Genomic DNA, 18,573 nt, shown 5'->3' with positions numbered 1-18,573 from the left:
TAATTGCAATTAAAGCAGGTTTGATTTCAACCTAATTACGCCGCTCGTTTACGAATAAATTCACCAGCGAGCGCCAAATACGCGATGGCACCACGAGACTGCTTTTCATAATGCAGTACTGGTAGACCATAGCTGGGTGACTCAGCCAATCGAATGTTTCTTGGGATCACAGTGTCGTACACCTTATTACCAAAGTATTTATGCAACTGTACCGACACATCATGAGTCAAACTAGGACGGGGATCATACATGGTTCGTAGGATACCTTCGACCTCTAAAGAAGGGTTTAATGCTTGGGTAATGCGCTCTATGGTTTGCAATAATGCGGTTAAACCTTCAAGGGCATAGTATTCACATTGTACTGGAATCAACACGCCTTGCGATGCAGCGAGGGCATTAACGGTCAGCATATTTAAGGCTGGCGGACAGTCCAACAAAATGTAGTCGAAATCATTGTCCACTTCATAAAGACCAGCTCGCAAGCGAGTTTCCTTACTTGGTAAATCCAACAGAGCCACTTCCGCTCCCGTCAAATCACCATTAGCAGGCAACACCCAGTAATCACCAGGTGAGCATTTTTTCATAACGTCTTTGACACCATGAGACCCCACCAGCACATCATAGACACTGGTGTCTAATTCTTCTTTGCTGAGACCGCTGCCTGTTGTCGCGTTTCCTTGTGGATCCAAATCAATAAGCAATACTCGACGCTTCATAGCGGTCAGAGAGGCTGCCAAGTTGACACATGTTGTCGTCTTGCCTACGCCACCTTTTTGATTTGTCACTGCGATGATTCTAGCCATGCTTTATCCTTTACGCGCCATTACAACCATATGGCGCTCTGCCTGAACACTTGGCACGGAAAGAGGATCTATCGAAAGTACTTCTACCTCTTTCGGCAGTGCCGCTATTTCCTCATAAGGGTATACACCCTTCATCGCTAAAAAGTTACCCGATTGTTTAGGAAGAGGCAAAGTCCAATTGATCATGTCTTGCAAAGAGGCAAAGGCCCTTGAAATAACATGATCGTAGTCACCCTGATGCGGATGCTTTTCAACTCGCTCATTGGCTACCGTGACATTCTCAACGCCTAATTCCATTTTAACTTGAGTTAAAAATCGAGTTTTTTTGCCATTACTGTCTAACAAAGTGAAAGCTTTGTCAGGATAACATATAGCAAGCACCATACCAGGTAAACCTGGTCCAGTGCCCACATCGATGATTTTTTCACCAGTAATGTAAGGTAAGGTCGCCAAACTGTCGAGCAAATGCAAGGAAATCATTTGTTCAACATCACGAATAGCGGTCAAGTTATAGGCTTTATTCCATTTTTCCAACATTGCAAGATAACTTACAAGGCGTTGAATGGTGTCTTCGGATAAAGCAGCGCCCATTTGTTGGGCGCCTTTTTGGATGGTATCAAAGTGCGTCACAATCGATCCGTTTAAATTGGCAAATTTCGATTGCTGATTTTAGGCACTTTTCTTAGCAATGGCACGCTTTTTCAAATGAATTAACAATAAGGACACCGCAGCTGGCGTCACACCTTGTATTCTAGACGCAGCCGCAAGACTTTCAGGGCGCGCTTCGTTTAATTTTTGTTTGATCTCATTCGATAAACCTTCCATTTGGCTGTAGTCCAAATCCGCAGGTAATGGCGTATTTTCTTGGCGACGTAAGCGCTCAATGTCTTCTGCCTGACGAGCGATATAGCCCGCGTATTTCACGGTAATTTGAACTTGTTCTGAAACTTGTTCATCAACACTCTGCTCAGGACTGTTTTTTAGATTTGCAATGTCCTCATAAACAATGCCAGGACGTTTCAATAAATCCAATAAGCTGTATTCATGACTGATTGGCGTTTCTAATTTAGGATTAATGGCCTCAGCTTCCGCAGAATTTGGCACAATCCAGCTGGATTTTAAGCGCTGTGTTTCTTGTTCAATGGCTTCGCGTTTTTGACAGAAAGCCGCCCAACGAGCATCAGACACTAAGCCAATTTCCCGCCCTTTCTCAGTTAAACGCATGTCCGCATTGTCTTCACGAAGAATCAGGCGATATTCCGCACGACTAGTAAACATGCGATACGGTTCTTTGGTACCCATGGTAATCAAATCGTCAACCAAAACTCCGAGGTAAGCTTCGTCTCTTCGAGGTGTCCAAGGGGCTTTTTCTTGTGCCAATAACGCCGCATTTGCACCCGCTAATAAGCCTTGCGCACCCGCTTCTTCATAGCCTGTCGTACCATTAATTTGACCGGCAAAGAACAGACCTGGCATGTGTTTGGTTTCTAGCGAATATTTTAAGCCTTGTGGATTAAAATAATCATACTCAATGGCATAACCTGGTCGCGTTATATGCGCGTTTTCCATACCTTTCATTGAACGAACAAGCTCAATTTGTACATCGAATGGCAATGAAGTCGAAATACCATTTGGGTACAATTCGTGCGTCGTGAGTCCTTCCGGTTCAATGAAAATTTGATGGGAATTCTTGTCCGCAAAACGCACAATTTTATCTTCAATCGACGGGCAATAACGAGGACCAACCCCTTCAATCACACCTGTGTACATCGGAGAACGATCCATACCACTACGAATAATATCGTGAGTACGTTCATTGGTATGCGTGATGAAGCATTCAATTTGACGAGGGTGTAGATCTCGACTTCCCATGTAAGACATCACCGGCGTGATGTCATCGCCAGGCTGTGGCTGCATTTGAGAAAAATCTACTGATCGCGCATCAATTCTAGGAGGCGTTCCTGTTTTTAGTCGATCTACTTGGAAAGGCAGTGCTCGCAATTTTTCCGCCAAGCCAATGGAAGGAGGATCCCCTGCTCGACCACCAGCATGATTTTGCAGACCGATATGAATCACGCCACCAAGGAATGTACCAGCGGTTAATACGACGGTTTTACTATTAAAACGAATGCCTGTTTGAGTAATAACCCCGCGAGCCGCACCGTCTTCAACGATCAAGTCTTCAACAGACTGTTGAAATAACCAAAGATTTTCTTGGTTTTCAAGTTGGTGACGTATTGCCGCTTTATACAAAATTCGATCGGCTTGAGCACGAGTAGCGCGAACTGCCGGACCTTTGCGGGAATTCAAGGTTCGAAATTGAATTCCAGCTTGATCTGTCGCCAGTGCCATTGCGCCGTCCAAAGCATCAATTTCTTTCACTAAGTGGGACTTCCCAATACCACCTATGGCTGGGTTACAGGACATCTGTCCTAAAGTTTCAATGTTGTGCGACAGCAGAAGGGTTTTCACCCCCATACGAGCAGCAGCCAAAGCGGCTTCAGTGCCGGCATGTCCGCCACCCACCACAATCACATCAAAGCGGCTTGGGAAATCCACGGGAACCTCGATATTACTAGTAAGTAGAATAAATGAATAAAAAACGATCAACTTCGGATAAGGGCGCCTAGTATAAAGGCTAATTTTGAAAAAGAAAGGGATGCACGTCCGCTTTATCCGGTCATCAATATTATTAAATAAAGAAGTATATATAGTGTTTTTTATTAATGTTATGTCTATATAGCAAGCCAAAATCTGTTAATAAGCACTAAAAAATCTTTATTTTCATTAAGTTATAAACATAACAAGATGTGATAAAAGGGCTTCTCTTCCTGTTATGTCGATAATTCATTCTTGTGTATAAGTAAGTGAGTTATACAGAAAGGATTTTAGGTTCCTTTTTTATTAAAAACTGTGCAAAACTTTTTTTCAACCTATCACCTAAGTTATCAACAGTCGTTCTATAAGATAGTTTTTTTATTAAGCTTATGTTTTTTAAGTAAAAAAATTATTTTTAAGCGTGTTTTTGCGAAAAAACAAAAGAAAACAATCCACAGAAAACAAATTGAAAATAAAGTCAAAAAGTAAGTTGAAATGCTTTTTTACTGTTGATAAATACAGTGTATTCACTGAATCCTTGTGACGCTTTATTCACATTTGAATTTTATAGACGACTAGTCTATTTTAATAACATTGAATCAGTGGGTTGTGTCATGGTTGAAGTGAATACGAAGCGACCTCGTGGTCGACCTAGAAATGAAGCATCGGTCATAGAAGATACCAAATTTGCGTTATTGCGAGCTGGTATGGCCATGTTGACGGAAAAAGGCTTTACGGTCAGTGGTATTGAGCCGATTCTAAAATCCGTAGGGGTGCCAAAAGGGTCTTTTTATCATTATTTTTCCAATAAAGAAGCGTTTGGTTTAGCTGTATTGAAGGCTTACCAACAATATTTTGAGCGTAAGCTTGATCACTTTCTGTTGAATGAAGACATCCCCTACCAGCAACGGTTAGTAGAGTTTTCAAAAGATGCTTGTGAAGGCATGGTTCGGCACGACTTTAAACGCGGTTGTTTAGTGGGCAACCTTGAACAAGAGTCTGTGCTCTTGTCTGACGTTTTCAATCAACAAATTCAAGCGTGTTATCAGAGCTGGCAAGACAAATTAGCTCAGTATTTATTGGCTGGACAAGCGGAAGGAGCATTCTCTTTTACCAACGATGCTAATCAAATGGCACAAATATTTTGGCTAGGTTGGGAAGGCGCAGTGCATCGAGCAAGATTACTAAAGTCATGTCAGCCATTGGAAAGCTACATGGCCTTTTATTTAGCAAATATTTTCAAGCCAGAGTAACGGGGAGTGAACCAGATGATATTCATCTGGTTTTTTTAACCATTTAACTAGACGATCGGTCTAAAAGGAGTGATACATGTTTAAAAGTTTAATTATCGAGCAGACAGAGTCAGGTCAGCAGCAATGTACATTGACAAATTTAAATGAAGATCAGTTACCTAATGGCGATGTGTTAGTGGATGTGCTTTACAGTACGTTGAATTACAAAGACGCTTTGGCCATTACTGGAAAAGGTCGTATTGCTCGTAGCTACCCAATGGTGCCAGGCATTGATCTAGTTGGACGTGTCATTGAGTCTGATAGTGATGGTTTTCAATCTGGAGAGTTGGTCTTACTGAATGGCTTTGGAGTGGGTGAAGCACACTGGGGAGGGTTATCTCAAAAAGCCCGTCTAAAGAGTGAATGGCTGATTCCATTACCTAAAAATATGACACCACAGCAGGCTATGATGGTGGGAACGGCAGGTTATACCGCTATGTTGTCTGTCCTTGCGTTACAAAAACAGGGCGTCTTGCCGGAATCCGGTGATATTTTAGTGACAGGGGCTAACGGTGGCGTGGGGAGTTTTGCAATTCGCTTATTAAGCCGCCTTGGTTACCGAGTGGTGGCTTCTACTGGACGAATGAGTCAAGAAACCTATTTAAAATCGTTAGGCGCAGCGGACATTATTGATCGAGCCAGTTTGTCAGAGAGTGGTAAACCTTTACAAAAAGAACGTTGGGCTGGTGTGGTGGACTGCGTTGGTAGTCATACTTTAGCGAATGCCTGTGCTTCTACCCAATATGGTGGGGTTGTGACCGCGTGTGGTTTGGCTCAAGGCATGGACTTTCCAGCGTCAGTAGCGCCATTTATTCTTCGTGGTGTGCGTTTGATTGGCATCGACAGTGTCATGCGCCCTATTGCGGATCGTCTAGAAGCTTGGCAAAACTTGAGTGAATTATTAGAAGACAGTGATTACCAAGAGATTTGCGAAGAAATTCCGTTAGACCAAGCCATCGAAACGGCCTATAAATTGCTTGATGGAGAAGTACGTGGTCGCGTGTTGGTAAATCTGACCGAAGACTGATGAGTCATCTTGCTAATAAACAAGGATACCTATGAAAGTCATAATTGCACCGGATTCCTTCAAAGAAAGTCTTACGGCAATGCAGGTTGCCACTGCCATTGAAATGGGTTTTCGGCAAATATTTCCCCAAGCCGAATACATCAAATTACCCATGGCTGATGGCGGTGAAGGAACCGTGCAATCTATGGTGGATGCGACACAAGGAGAAATGGTTTTCCTCCAAGTGACGGGACCTCTAGGGGAAAAAGTCGAAGCACATTATGGCATTTTAGGAGGGACTGATGAGCAATCAATGGCAACGGCGGTGATTGAGATGGCGTCTGCATCTGGATTGCATTTGGTGCCTCGAACTCAACGAGATCCTTACATCACCACCAGCTATGGTACTGGTGAACTAATCAAAGATGCTTTAGACCGTGGTATCAAGCACATTATTCTAGGCTTGGGTGGCAGTGCGACCAATGATGCAGGTTTAGGCATGGCACAAGCCTTGGGGATGCGTTTTTTAGATGCGGCTGGACAGCCTTTAAATGCGGGGGGGTTGGCATTAATGGACCTAGAGACGGTGGATGTCAGTCAAGGTCACCCTAAATTAGCGCACTGTCAGATTGAAGTGGCCTGTGATGTGACCAATCCTTTATGTGGTGAAAATGGTGCATCAGCGGTTTTTGGGCCGCAAAAAGGCGCTAGCCAAGACATGATTAATAAATTGGATGCGGCACTCGGTCATTTTGCTGATGTGATGGTCAAAGCTGGCTTTACTGATCAACGTGCTGTTGCTGGTGTTGGGGCGGCGGGTGGAATGGGCTTTGCCATGAAAACCCTATTGAACGCAGAATTAAAGCCAGGTATCGACATCGTAATGGATTGCATGGGGTTTGCTGACAAAATAAAAGACGCGGATTTAGTGATTACTGGTGAAGGTCGAATGGATGGGCAAACGGTGTTTGGTAAGACGCCTATGGGGGTGTTACAGCGAGCCAAAGCGGCTGGTGTGCCAGTGATTGGCATTGCGGGTTGTTTTGGGGAAGATGCTGAGGCGATATTGGCTCACGGAATGAAAGCCATTTTCCCGATTATTCCAGGCTTAGCAGAGTTGGATCAGGTGTTGGCGGACGCACAACAAAATGTGACCGCCACAGCGCGGAATGTGGCGGCATGTCTGCAATTAGGAAAGCCTTTCTAGTACTATTTACCGATACAGAAAGAGCCAAAAATGCGACCAAGTAAGTCATCACTGGTGAATGCGCCAGTGATTTCGCTTAACGCTTGTTGAGCTTCTTTTAAGTCTTCGGCCAACAACTCCCCAGCACCATAACCGTGTAATTGCTCATGGCCAGCGGCAAGAAAACGGTTGGCCTTGTTTAGCGCTTCTAAATGACGACGACGAGCAATAAAACCGCCTTCTGTTGTGCTATCAAAGCCCATCACAGTTTTTAAATGATCTGTAAGGTGTTGAATCCCATCGCCTGTTTTAGCTGATAGGGAGATTACAGGCACGCCCTGATATTCTTCTAAGCCAATTTTATCTGTCGTCAAATCCACTTTATTGCGAATCACGGTAATGGCATTTTGGTTGCCCAACTTGGCCATAAACTCGGGCCAAATTTCATTGGGGTCTTTGCTGTCGATGGACTGACTGTCAACCATCATTAAAATTCGGTCGGCTTTTTGAATTTCATCCCAGGCCCGTTGAATACCGATGCGCTCAACTTCATCTGGACTGTCTCGTAGCCCTGCCGTATCAATAATGTGTAAAGGCATACCATCTAGGTGAATGTGTTCGCGCAATACATCACGGGTAGTCCCTTCAATATTGGTGACGATGGCGGACTCTTTACCAGATAATGCATTGAGTAAACTGGATTTGCCTGCATTGGGTCGACCTGCGATCACCACATTCATCCCTTCACGAATTAAAGCGCCTTGGTTGGCTTCTTTTAGGACATCCGTCAGTTTTGTTTGGATGTCTTTTAATTCGCTGGCGACTTTGCCGTCACCAATAAAATCAATTTCTTCTTCGGGGAAATCAATGGCGGCTTCCACGTAAATTCGTAAGTGAATTAAGGCTTCTACCAACTCATCAACACGTTTAGAAAATGCCCCTTGTAAGGAACGCAAAGCACATTTTGCGGCTTGCTCAGAGGTACTGTCGATCAAATCAGCAATGGCTTCCGCTTGCGTTAAATCCATTTTATCGTTCATGAAAGCCCGTTCAGAGAACTCTCCTGGGCGTGCCAAGCGTGCGCCTAGGCTCAAACAGTGACTGAGCAACATATCCATGATGACAGGGCCACCATGGCCTTGTAATTCAAATACATCTTCTCCAGTGAAAGAGTTTGGCCCAGGAAAGTAAATGGCCAAGCCCATGTCCAGTTGTTCGCCATCAGCTTGTTTAAAAGGCACATAATGGGCATAACGTGGTTTTGGTTCAAAACCTATGATGTGTTTGGCAATGGCAAGGCTATTAGGACCAGATAATCGAATGATGCCTACACCTCCTCGGCCAGGCGCGGTAGCTTGAGCGGCAATCGTGTCTTGGTCAGTGGTGTAATGAAAATCCGTCATAGTTAGGCTCTGTGTCTGTCAAAGTGGACTGAATGTGTATGCAAAAGAAATATAGCAAGTGAAACGTAAAAAGGCTTCCATGTAGGAAGCCTTTTTTATGTTGTTCACAACAGGTCTTGTCCTAGTTTTCTCTTTCAATACGTTTGGTAATAACGTACTGCTGAAGAATTGACAAGGTGTTGTTGGTAACCCAGTACAATACTAGACCGGCTGGGAACCATAGGAAGAAGATAGAGAATGCCACTGGCATGATCTTCATAATGCGCGCCTGCATTGGATCTGGCGGCGTTGGGTTCAATGCTTGCTGAACAAACATACTGATGCCCATCAAGATCGGCAAGATGAAGTATGGGTCCATCACAGACAAGTCATTAATCCAAAGAATAAATGGTGCTTGACGCAATTCAACGGATTCCATCAATACCCAGTACAAGGCCAAGAATACCGGCATTTGCACTAGAATAGGCAAACAGCCGCCCAGAGGGTTAATCTTCTCTTTTTTGTACAATTCCATCATGGCTTGCGACATTTTCTGACGATCGTCGCCATACTTGTCTTTCAATTTGGCAATTTCAGGGCCAAATTTACGCATTTTTGCCATGGAACGGTAACTGGTCGCAGACAACTTAAAGAAGATGGCTTTTACCACAACCACGACTAAGATAATGGCAACACCCCAGTTGATCACAAAAGATTGGATCAAGGTCAGTAGCCAAAACAGTGGTTTTGCAAGCCACCATAACCAACCGTAATCAACGGTTAAGTCTAGGTTTTCTGCTGTTGCCTCAAGTTGATCTTGTAATTTAGGACCAACATAGAAAGTCGAACTCATAGTACCTTGCTTGCCAGCTGGAATTTCAACTGCTGAGCCTGTAAAACCAATGATGTTATAACCATTGTTAGTACGTGCTTGTAGCGTGACTTTTTGACCTTGTTCAGGTACCCAAGCCGAGACAAAATAATGCTGCAGTACGGCAACCCAACCTTGAGTGGTGGTGACTTTGACAGGTTCTTCTTCCATATCAGAGAAAGAAATCTTGTTGTACTTGGTTTCTTCGTTAGAAATGGCACCACCTAGATAAGGTTGTAAGCCCATACTAGTTGCTTTACTTGGATCTGGAGAGTTATCACGCTTGATCTGAGCAAACAAATTACCGCGCCAAGTATTCGCTGAGGTGTTATCCACAGTGATAAGTTGACGAATACGGTACGTCCCCTTCATGAAGCGGAAGGTTTTTGTGTATTTAACACCGTTTGCATCCGTGTAATACAGGTTCACATCCAGCGAATCTTCACCGTCAGCTAATTGATAAGAAGCTTGTTCAGACTGGTATACTGGACGACCTTCTGTTGAAGCGTCGGGACCATTTCGTCCGATCAAACCACTTTGAGTGACATAGGTTCTGTCGGAACCATCTTCCAGGATAACAAACGGATCAGGTTGCCCTAATTCTTTTTTGTATTCCAATAAAGCTGCTTCCACTAAGTCACCACCAACTGGGTTGATGGCCACACGTAATGTATCTGTGGTGACTTCAATCAACTTTCCTGGGGCGATTTTACTGACGCTTTGAGGAATTTCGCTGTTTGCTTGCGTATCGTTTTGAGTTGCTAGAGGCAAATCATCATTTAATTGAGGGTTTGTCTCGTTTTGAGATTGGGTGCTTTGAGCCACACTTTGGGTCGTTTGTTGACCGTAATCTTGGTTCCACTGTAAAAACAGTAGGTAGCCACTGATAAAAAGCGCGCCCCATAAAAAGTAACGTCTGAAATCCATGGTATTCAACTAATTTGTTTGGTTAGACAAAGTAGGTTCAGTGAACCTTTAGAAAAATCACGCGCTATTAAACCAGCCTTTGGCAGTTTTTTCAGCCTATTTCTGCTTAGAATGCGAGCGTTTTTTCATTTGGGAAGGGTTTTTTGCTTTTTTAGCCAATTGTGACCAAGCCTTATCCAGTCTTGGCCTTAACGATTCATTGTCAATTTCTTTAATGCCATTGCGTGCTAAGAAGACAATGTCTAGTCCCGTCGTCGTCAATTTATGATGACGAAAAGACTCGCGTACCAAACGTTTGATACGGTTTCGACCTACAGCGGTTTTATCGGTTTTCTTAGACACAATGAGACCTAACCGAGTTTGGTCATCGTTACGTTTATAAGCCAATAAAAGGAATTCGCCAGCAAAGACTTTTGCGGAAGTGTCGTTAAAAACGGATTGATAATCCCCGGCATTCAGGAGCCTGACTTGCCGGGGAAAACAATAATCGGTCATCAGCGTGTTTATGCGCTTAGAGCCTTACGGCCGCGAGCACGACGACGAGCGATAACTTGACGTCCGCCTTTAGTTGCCATGCGAGCACGGAAACCGTGGTTACGTTTGCGTTTCAATACGCTAGGTTGAAAAGTTCTTTTCATTTTAGTTTCTCTCACTGAAGCAGTGTTTCAGTTTTGAGGGTTAGCGATCGCCAAGCCTCAGCATTTGATTGTCAAATCAGGGCGCGGATTTTAGAGCCTTTCCATAGTAAGTTCAATGCTTTGCTGACTTTTTATTGGTAAAAATTTAACCACAAAAGCATTAACGTGCTTATACACAGCTTAATACAAAGAAAGTGGATAAGATTTTCCAAAAAATGGGAAAATATACACAGGAAAGGGATATTTAATAAAAATTTGTTTATAAAACATTATGTTGAAATTTATCACCGCTGTGAAAAAAGGCAAAACAAAGTCTTATTTTGATGTGTATAACTAGGTGTTTTATGCACATTATCTATCTTTTATCTACCGTTGTGTATAACTCTGGCTGTTATTAACAAATATCCGTTTATTTGGCGGAGAGGATTTTTTTATTTAATGTGTGGATAACTCAAGTTATCCAAGGTAAAATCCGCTTCTTGTCTGTCACTCAACCAGGGAGTACGTTTACAGTGTCTTTGGAGCATTGGAATCTGTGTCTGCAACGCTTGCAGAGTGAGTTTTCCACATCTCAGTTCAACACTTGGATTCGTCCACTTGAAGCCGAAATGCTGGCCGGTGGTGAGCTGTGCTTAAGTGCGCCTAATCGATTTGTGTTGGATTGGGTGAGTAACAAGTATCAAACTCGTATAAAAGAGTTATTGTCCGAATTTGCGGGAGATGACCCTGCACCAGCGCTCAGCTTGGTGGTGAAGTCACAAGGTTTTGCAACGGCATCCCCTACGCCACCGCCGCCACCGATACATCAGAATCCACCAGTGAATTCGCTTAATACGGAAACCGTGTCTGAATCGGGTTATCGTCCGGGTTTTGGATTAATGGACGAAGAAGACACACCGCATGCGGATTTGGAGTTTGAAGCCCCTTTAACCCTATCAACAGCAGGTTTAAAAGGCGATCCAGAACCATACGAACAAGGTCAATTGCCCCTCACACCACCGAAACGCAAGGTGCAAGTTGAAGGTGGGATTAACCATGGTGCAAACCTCAACAACTCTTTTACGTTCGATAACTTCGTTGAGGGTAAATCCAACCAATTGGCCCATGCTGCTGCATTACAGGTAGCGGAAAACCCTGGTGGTGCTTATAACCCATTGTTTATTTACGGTGGCGTGGGATTAGGTAAAACCCACTTAATGCAAGCCGTGGGCACCGAGTTAATGCGTCACAACCCTAATGCCAAAGTAGTCTATTTGCACTCTGAACGCTTTGTGGCGGATATGGTTAAAGCGTTACAACTTAACGCCATCAATGATTTTAAGCGTTATTATCGATCGGTCGATGCTTTGTTGATCGATGATATTCAGTTTTTTGCTGGTAAAGACCGTACGCAGGAAGAGTTTTTCCATACCTTTAATGCCTTATTAGAAGGCGGCCAGCAAATGATCCTGACTTGTGATCGTTACCCGAAAGAAATCCAAGGGTTAGAAGATCGTTTGAAGTCGCGATTTGGTTGGGGCCTTACGGTCGCCATCGAACCTCCTGAGTTGGAAACTCGTGTGGCAATCCTAATGCGTAAAGCGGATGAAAGCGGTATTAAGCTTTCGTATGATTCAGCCTTCTTTATTGCGCAGAAGATTCGTTCTAATGTGCGAGAATTAGAAGGTGCGTTGAAGCGTGTTATTGCAAACTCACACTTTACTGGTCGAGCCATCACACCGGATTTTGTTCGCGAGTCATTAAAAGACCTTTTGGCCTTGCAAGATAAGCTAGTGAACATTGATAATATTCAGCGCATCGTAGCGGAATATTATAAAATCAAAATCAGTGATTTATTATCGAAACGCCGTAGTCGATCTGTGGCACGTCCACGTCAAGTGGCCATGTCACTTGCGAAAGAATTAACGAATCACAGCTTGCCGGAAATTGGCGACGCCTTTGGTGGTCGAGACCATACCACGGCGTTGCATGCGATTCGCAAGATTAAAGAGCTGCAAGATACGGATTCGGATATCCGTGAAGATTACAAACAATTGATGCGAATTCTGACCACCTAATGGTCTAAGACTTTGAGTTTACGAGGAAAATAATGAAATTTTCAGTCGTCCGCGAGACACTTCTCAAACCACTTCAACTAGTGGCTGGCGTTGTAGAACGCAAACAAACCATGCCGGTATTGGCCAATGTTTTGGTGGAAGTTAAAGACCAAATATTGACCCTAACGGGCTCCGATTTGGAAGTCGAATTGGTTGGTCATGTGCCACTCGATGAGTGCGAAGAAGGTCGTATTACGGTACCTGCTCGTAAATTGATGGACATATGTAAAAGTCTGCCAGACAGCGCCGTGATTGAATTTACTTTGGATGAGCAAAAAGCGGTGATCCGTTCTGGACGTTCACGTTTCAGTTTGTCTACCTTACCTGCAGATGAATTTCCGAATATTCAAGATATGCAGGGTGATCTGACCGTTGCTATTGCGCAGAACAGTGTGCGTCGTTTGATTGATCGTACTGGTTTTGCCATGGCGAACCAAGATGTTCGTTACTACTTGAATGGCATGTTGTTAGAAGTGGCAGATGGTCAATTACGCGTGGTGGCAACAGACGGTCACCGTTTGGCGACCGCAGTGGAAGACGCTCAAGTCAGTGGTGATCTAACGCAAGTAATCGTGCCGCGTAAAGGGGTATTGGAACTCAATCGTTTGTTGAGTGACACAGATGAAACCGTAGAGCTGACCATAGGTGCTAACCACATTCGCGCCAAAGTAGCAGATTATGTGTTCACGTCGAAATTGGTAGATGGAAAGTTCCCAGACTATCATCGAGTTATTCCACGTAATAACGAAAAAATCGTCATTGCTGACCGTTTGGAATTGCGTCAGGTGTTCTTGCGAGCGTCTATTCTGTCTAATGAAAAATACCGTGGTGTTCGTCTGATTCTGTCCAATGGTATGTTGCAAGTGTTCGCGAACAACCCTGAACAAGAAGAAGCGGAAGAATCTGTGTTGGTTCAATACCAAGGCGACAATATGGAAGTGGGTTTCAACGTCGGTTACTTGTTGGACGTACTGGGCGTCGTGGACTCTCAAGAAGTGCGTTTGTCACTGAACGACTCTAATTCCAGTGCCTTGATTGAAGAAGCACAAAGCCATGCGGCTCAATATGTTGTGATGCCAATGCGCTTGTAATGGCGTATTGATTATCAAATGTTCTCGCCCGCTTACGTCAGTGAGCGGGTCGTCCCTCTCCTGATCAAGGTTTAACGATTATGCCGCTGGTGCGTTTGGACATTTCCCATGTTCGCAACCTTTCTAGTGTGCGCTTTGAACCTTCGCCGCAAGTGAATCTTATTGTCGGAAAAAATGGCAGTGGTAAAACCTCGGTTTTAGAAGCCATTCATTTATTATCTTTTGGTCGTTCTTTTCGCAGCCACAAACACAAAACCTACATACAGCACGAAAATGAAGCCTGCTTGATCTTCGCTCAGCTCGAGCAAGCGGATGGGCGTATCACTCGTGTGGGACTGCAACGTCACCGTGACGGCCAAATTGACGTAAGGATCCAAGGACAACGAGCGCAATCTGTGATCGAGCTGGCCGAACGCCTACCTGTGCAATTAATTAACCCTGATGCGTTTCGATTATTAGAGGGTTCCCCCAGTATTCGACGACAATTTATCGACTGGGGTGCGTTTCATTTTGATCATGAGTTTATTTCTGCTTGGCGAGGTTGGCAAAAAGCATTAAAACAGCGGAATACCTTGCTCAGACGTGGTAAAATATCGGCTAGTTTGTTATCCGCTTTCGATCAAGAATTGATCCGACTGGGAGAGCAAGTCAATCTGTCGAGAAAAGCGTACGTTGAGAAGCTGACGCCACATTTTCACCGAGTTTTATCTTTGCTTACGGATGAACTCAAGGTGGATCTGAATTTTTTCCAAGGTTGGGATGCGCAAAAAACATTACAAATGGCTGTTGAAGCCGGACGTGAACGAGATATCGAGCTGGGTTACACCCATACTGGTCCGCAGCGTGCGGACTTACGGGTAAAAACCGCGACGGGAGATGCATTGGATACGCTTTCTCGTGGCCAACAAAAGCTTGTGGTCTCGGCGTTGAAGATTGCCCAAGGGCAGTTGTTAATTGATATGGGTCGTCCCCTTGTGTTTTTAGTGGACGATTTACCGGCTGAACTGGATAGCCAACACAGACAAAAATTGTGTCAGTTGTTGGAGTCCTTAAACAGTCAAATTTTTATTACCAGTGTTGAGCCTGACACAACGGATTTTACTTGGGCCGACAGCACAGACGTTCGTCAATTTGTTATGCAACAAGGCGAGTTGTCATTATTGAGCAAAGGTTTGCAGGAGAGTTAAATGAGTGAAAATAATTATGATTCGTCCAGTATCAAGGTGCTCAAAGGGCTTGATGCCGTTCGTAAACGTCCCGGAATGTATATTGGTGATACGGACGATGGCACGGGCTTACACCACATGGTCTTTGAAGTGGTCGATAATTCCATCGATGAAGCCTTAGCGGGTCACTGTGACACCATTACAGTATTGATCCATCCAGACGAATCTATCTCTGTCTCGGATAACGGTCGTGGTATTCCTGTCGACATGCACGAAGAAGAAGGTGTATCGGCAGCGGAAGTTATCATGACAGTACTGCACGCTGGCGGTAAGTTTGACGATAACTCTTACAAGGTTTCGGGTGGTCTGCATGGTGTGGGTGTTTCGGTAGTAAACGCCCTATCAGAAAGCCTGACCTTAACCATTCGAAAAAATGGTAAAATCTATGAACAGAATTATGTTCATGGTGTGCCACAAGCACCATTAGCCATTATTGGTGACACGGATGGCGCTGGTACAACGGTTCACTTCAAACCTTCTGCAGACACTTTCAGCAACATTTTATTTGTCTACGATATTCTAGCGAAGCGCTTACGGGAATTGTCTTTCTTGAACTCTGGTGTAGCGATCCATTTAAAAGATGAACGCAGCGGCAAAGAAGAGTTCTTTAATTACGAAGGTGGCTTACGTTCTTTTGTAGAGCATTTGAACACCAACAAAACACCAATCAACGATATTTTCCACTTTATTTGTCAACGTGATGACCTAGAAGACGGTATCGCTGTGGAAGTGGCTTTACAGTGGAATGAAGGTTTCCAGGAAAATATCTACTGTTACACCAACAACATCCCACAACGCGATGGTGGTACTCACTTAGCCGGTTTCCGTGGCGCTTTGACACGTACTTTGAATAACTTCATTGAGTCAGAAGGCTTGGCGAAGAAACAAAAAGTGGCGACAACGGGTGACGATTCTCGTGAAGGTTTGACCGCCATTGTCTCGGTGAAAGTGCCGGATCCTAAGTTCTCTTCGCAAACCAAAGATAAATTGGTGTCTTCTGAGGTAAAAACCGCGGTTGAGCAAGAAATGGCAAAACGTTTCGCTGAATACCTGCTGGAAAAACCAAACGAAGCCAAAATCATTGTTAACAAGATGATTGATGCGGCGCGCGCTCGTGAAGCGGCGCGTCGTGCACGTGATATGACGCGACGTAAAGGAGCGTTAGACATTGCTGGTTTGCCAGGTAAATTAGCGGATTGCCAGGAAAAAGACCCTGCTTTGTCTGAAATCTACCTAGTGGAGGGTGATTCCGCTGGTGGTTCTGCTAAGCAAGGCCGCGATCGTCGTACTCAAGCTATTTTGCCTCTGAAAGGTAAGATTCTAAACGTAGAGAAAGCCCGTTTTGACAAAATGCTGTCATCAGCGGAAGTTGGCACACTGATTACTGCATTGGGTTGTGGTATTGGTCGTGACGAGTTTAATGCGGACAAATTGCGTTATCACAGCATCGTGATCATGACCGATGCGGACGTGGATGGTTCTCACATTCGTACCTTGCTACTGACTTTCTTCTTCCGTCAAATGCCTGAAATCATCGAGCGTGGCCATATCTTTATTGCCCAACCACCTCTGTTCAAGATTAAGCGTGGTAAGCAAGAACAGTACATCAAGGATGAAGCAGCGCTTGATCAACACTTGATTGAAGTGGCGTTAGACGGTGCTCATATGCACGTCAATGCAGACGCACCGGGCATTCAAGGTGAGCCATTGGCGAAGCTGGTACGTGATTACATTCACATCGAAGATGATGTGGATCGTCTGGCTCGTGTGTACCCTAAAGATGTCATGGGTAAACTTCTGTACTGCAAAGAGTTGACTCAAGAGCATTTGAAAGACGAAGCGGCAGTGTCTGCTTGGGTAGAAGAAATTCGCCAACAAATGCCACAAGATGCGCGTACCGGTTTCCGTTTTGACTTTGCTGTCGAAAAAGACGAAGAACGCAGTCTTTACTTGCCAGTTGTCGACATCATGTCTCACGGTGTGTCGAATCGTTACCGTTTTGAAGCGGCTTTCTTCAATTCACCTGAATACAAGCGCATTGTGGCCATGTCCGAAACCATTGCGGAATTGTTTGGTGAAGAGTCTTACATCCAGCGTGGCGAGCGTCGTCAGCCAGTGACGCAAATCGAAGAGATGAAAGCTTGGTTGATGAAAGAAGCGTCTCGTGGCATGACCATCCAGCGCTACAAAGGGTTGGGTGAGATGAACCCAGATCAGTTATGGGAAACCACGATGGATCCAGACGCGCGTCGTATGTTGCGTGTGACCATCGATGATGCCGTTGCAGCGGATCAAATGTTCACTACCTTGATGGGTGACGAAGTGGAACCACGTCGTAACTTCATTCAAGACAATGCATTAACCGTGGCGAACCTAGACGTATAAGCTGTCGTTAGTGCATAAAAAGTGCATAAAAACAGAAAGGCTAGACCCAGTGTCTAGCCTTTTTTTATGTGGAAAAAAAGCCCAACCCTGAACAGAGGATTGGGCTTTGTGTTATTTCACTCTATTAAAACGTGCTAAGGGGTTACCCGAATTATAGAGCGGCTTTGATGCTTTCCACGATTGGTGTGGTTGGACGGCCAATTAAGGTACTTAGATCTTTGCTGTCGCTGTATAAAGCGCCTTTTGAAGCCCCAACATCGGAATCTGCAAGGATAGCGGCGAAGCCTTCTGGTAGACCAGTACCTACTAGAATCTTAGTGTACTCTTCTGCAGGAATGTCTTGGTAGACGACGGTTTTACCTGTCACTTCACTAATCTTGGCTGCATATTCTGCTAGGGTAAAGGCTTGATCACCGGCCAATTCATAGGTTTTACCTGCTTGATTATCAGAAGTAATCACCACGGCGGCCGCTTCTGCGTAGTCTTGACGAGTAGCGGTAGCGTATTTGCCTTCGCCTGCACTGCCTAATACGGCACCGTGCTCTAATGCCATACCAATTGATGCAGTGTAATTTTCTGAGTACCAGCCATTACGTAATAGAGCGAAAGGAAGGCCTGATTGTGCCAAAGCATTTTCGGTTTGTACGTGCTCTTGTGCCAGTGCTAGTGGAGACGTTTGCGCATTCAGCAAGCTGGTGTAAGCCAATAACTCTACACCAGCTTGCTTAGCAGCATCGATGACATTTTTGTGCTGAGGGAAACGTTGGCCAACTTCACTGGAAGATACTAAAACCACACGCTTAACCCCTTCGAAAGCGGCATTTAGAGACGCTGGATCAGAATAGTCCGCCTTACGAACCACAACACCTTGCTCGACAAGCAATTGCGCTTTTTCTGGAGAGCGAACCGCAGCCACGATTTGATTGGCTGGTGTGCCACGTTTGATCAGATTGTTAACGATTAGGTTGCCTAGTTGACCTGTTGCACCTGTAACTAAAATCATAATGTATCTCCTATTGAGTCATTTTTAAACTTGATGCAGAGCAGAATACATCGCTAACAAACTTTTAGT

At 44.5% G+C, this 18,573-nt stretch carries 15 protein-coding genes; 7 read left to right on the top strand and 8 right to left on the bottom strand.

Going from position 1 to position 18,573, the window contains the following annotated elements; translation table 11 throughout:
* Nucleotides 1-35: 35 nt before the first annotated feature.
* Genes DFP76_RS02665 through mnmG form a run of 3 tightly spaced genes read right to left on the bottom strand, consistent with a single transcriptional unit; the run spans nt 36 to nt 3,362 of the window.
* Nucleotides 36-803, bottom strand: a complete 768-nt coding sequence (locus DFP76_RS02665; RefSeq protein WP_113873125.1) for a ParA family protein — start codon at nt 801-803, stop codon at nt 36-38.
* A gap of 3 nt (nt 804-806) precedes the next feature.
* Entirely contained in the window at nt 807-1,433 is a 627-nt protein-coding gene (rsmG, locus tag DFP76_RS02660; RefSeq protein WP_113873124.1) for a 16S rRNA (guanine(527)-N(7))-methyltransferase RsmG, read from the bottom strand.
* 39 nt (nt 1,434-1,472) lie between these two features.
* Nucleotides 1,473-3,362, bottom strand: coding sequence for a tRNA uridine-5-carboxymethylaminomethyl(34) synthesis enzyme MnmG (gene mnmG / locus DFP76_RS02655; protein WP_113873123.1), 1,890 nt, complete (start codon nt 3,360-3,362; stop codon nt 1,473-1,475).
* Nucleotides 3,363-4,015: 653 nt separating this feature from the next.
* Here mnmG and acuR point away from each other — a divergent pair.
* The 3 genes from acuR (at nt 4,016) to DFP76_RS02640 (ending at nt 6,906) form a co-directional block, all read left to right on the top strand.
* A complete protein-coding gene (gene acuR, locus DFP76_RS02650; protein WP_113873122.1) occupies nt 4,016-4,654 on the top strand; it encodes an acrylate utilization transcriptional regulator AcuR in 639 nt (212 codons plus the stop codon).
* 76 nt (nt 4,655-4,730) lie between these two features.
* Nucleotides 4,731-5,720 (top strand): acrylyl-CoA reductase (NADPH), encoded by a 990-nt coding sequence (gene acuI / locus DFP76_RS02645; RefSeq protein ID WP_113873121.1) that lies wholly within the window; start codon nt 4,731-4,733, stop codon nt 5,718-5,720.
* Nucleotides 5,721-5,751: 31 nt separating this feature from the next.
* Nucleotides 5,752-6,906, top strand: coding sequence for a glycerate kinase (locus tag DFP76_RS02640; RefSeq protein WP_113873120.1), 1,155 nt, complete (start codon nt 5,752-5,754; stop codon nt 6,904-6,906).
* Between the two features lie 2 nt (nt 6,907-6,908).
* Here DFP76_RS02640 and mnmE read toward each other — a convergent pair whose 3' ends face one another.
* The 4 genes from mnmE to rpmH all read right to left on the bottom strand — a co-directional run bounded on the left by mnmE (nt 6,909) and on the right by rpmH (nt 10,703).
* Nucleotides 6,909-8,288: a tRNA uridine-5-carboxymethylaminomethyl(34) synthesis GTPase MnmE gene (mnmE, locus tag DFP76_RS02635; protein WP_113873119.1), complete on the bottom strand. Its 1,380-nt coding sequence runs from the start codon at nt 8,286-8,288 to the stop codon at nt 6,909-6,911.
* Nucleotides 8,289-8,409: 121 nt separating this feature from the next.
* A complete protein-coding gene (yidC, locus tag DFP76_RS02630; protein ID WP_113873118.1) occupies nt 8,410-10,065 on the bottom strand; it encodes a membrane protein insertase YidC in 1,656 nt (551 codons plus the stop codon).
* A gap of 96 nt (nt 10,066-10,161) precedes the next feature.
* Nucleotides 10,162-10,560, bottom strand: a complete 399-nt coding sequence (rnpA, locus tag DFP76_RS02625; protein WP_113873117.1) for a ribonuclease P protein component — start codon at nt 10,558-10,560, stop codon at nt 10,162-10,164.
* 8 nt (nt 10,561-10,568) lie between these two features.
* Nucleotides 10,569-10,703 (bottom strand): 50S ribosomal protein L34, encoded by a 135-nt coding sequence (rpmH, locus tag DFP76_RS02620; RefSeq protein ID WP_013663328.1) that lies wholly within the window; start codon nt 10,701-10,703, stop codon nt 10,569-10,571.
* Nucleotides 10,704-11,215: 512 nt separating this feature from the next.
* Between rpmH and dnaA the strand changes: the two genes are divergently transcribed.
* The 4 genes from dnaA (at nt 11,216) to gyrB (ending at nt 17,501) form a co-directional block, all read left to right on the top strand.
* Nucleotides 11,216-12,760, top strand: coding sequence for a chromosomal replication initiator protein DnaA (dnaA, locus tag DFP76_RS02615; protein WP_113873116.1), 1,545 nt, complete (start codon nt 11,216-11,218; stop codon nt 12,758-12,760).
* Between the two features lie 32 nt (nt 12,761-12,792).
* On the top strand, nt 12,793-13,890 hold the full coding sequence (gene dnaN, locus DFP76_RS02610) for a DNA polymerase III subunit beta (RefSeq protein WP_113873115.1): 1,098 nt from the start codon (nt 12,793-12,795) through the stop codon (nt 13,888-13,890).
* An 80-nt stretch (nt 13,891-13,970) separates the two neighbouring features.
* Nucleotides 13,971-15,077: a DNA replication/repair protein RecF gene (gene recF / locus DFP76_RS02605; protein ID WP_113873114.1), complete on the top strand. Its 1,107-nt coding sequence runs from the start codon at nt 13,971-13,973 to the stop codon at nt 15,075-15,077.
* Nucleotides 15,078-17,501: a DNA topoisomerase (ATP-hydrolyzing) subunit B gene (gene gyrB / locus DFP76_RS02600; protein ID WP_113873113.1), complete on the top strand. Its 2,424-nt coding sequence runs from the start codon at nt 15,078-15,080 to the stop codon at nt 17,499-17,501.
* 151 nt (nt 17,502-17,652) lie between these two features.
* Here the strand turns inward: gyrB and DFP76_RS02595 are convergent, their stop codons facing one another.
* Nucleotides 17,653-18,504 (bottom strand): SDR family oxidoreductase, encoded by an 852-nt coding sequence (locus DFP76_RS02595; protein WP_113873112.1) that lies wholly within the window; start codon nt 18,502-18,504, stop codon nt 17,653-17,655.
* Nucleotides 18,505-18,573: the final 69 nt, after the last annotated feature.

It is taken from the genome of Marinomonas aquiplantarum (genome assembly GCF_003314975.1).
GTDB classification, from domain to species: Bacteria; Pseudomonadota; Gammaproteobacteria; order Pseudomonadales; family Marinomonadaceae; genus Marinomonas; species Marinomonas aquiplantarum.
Note: the sequence above shows the minus strand (reverse complement) of the source record. Positions and strands in the feature narration are given on the sequence as shown.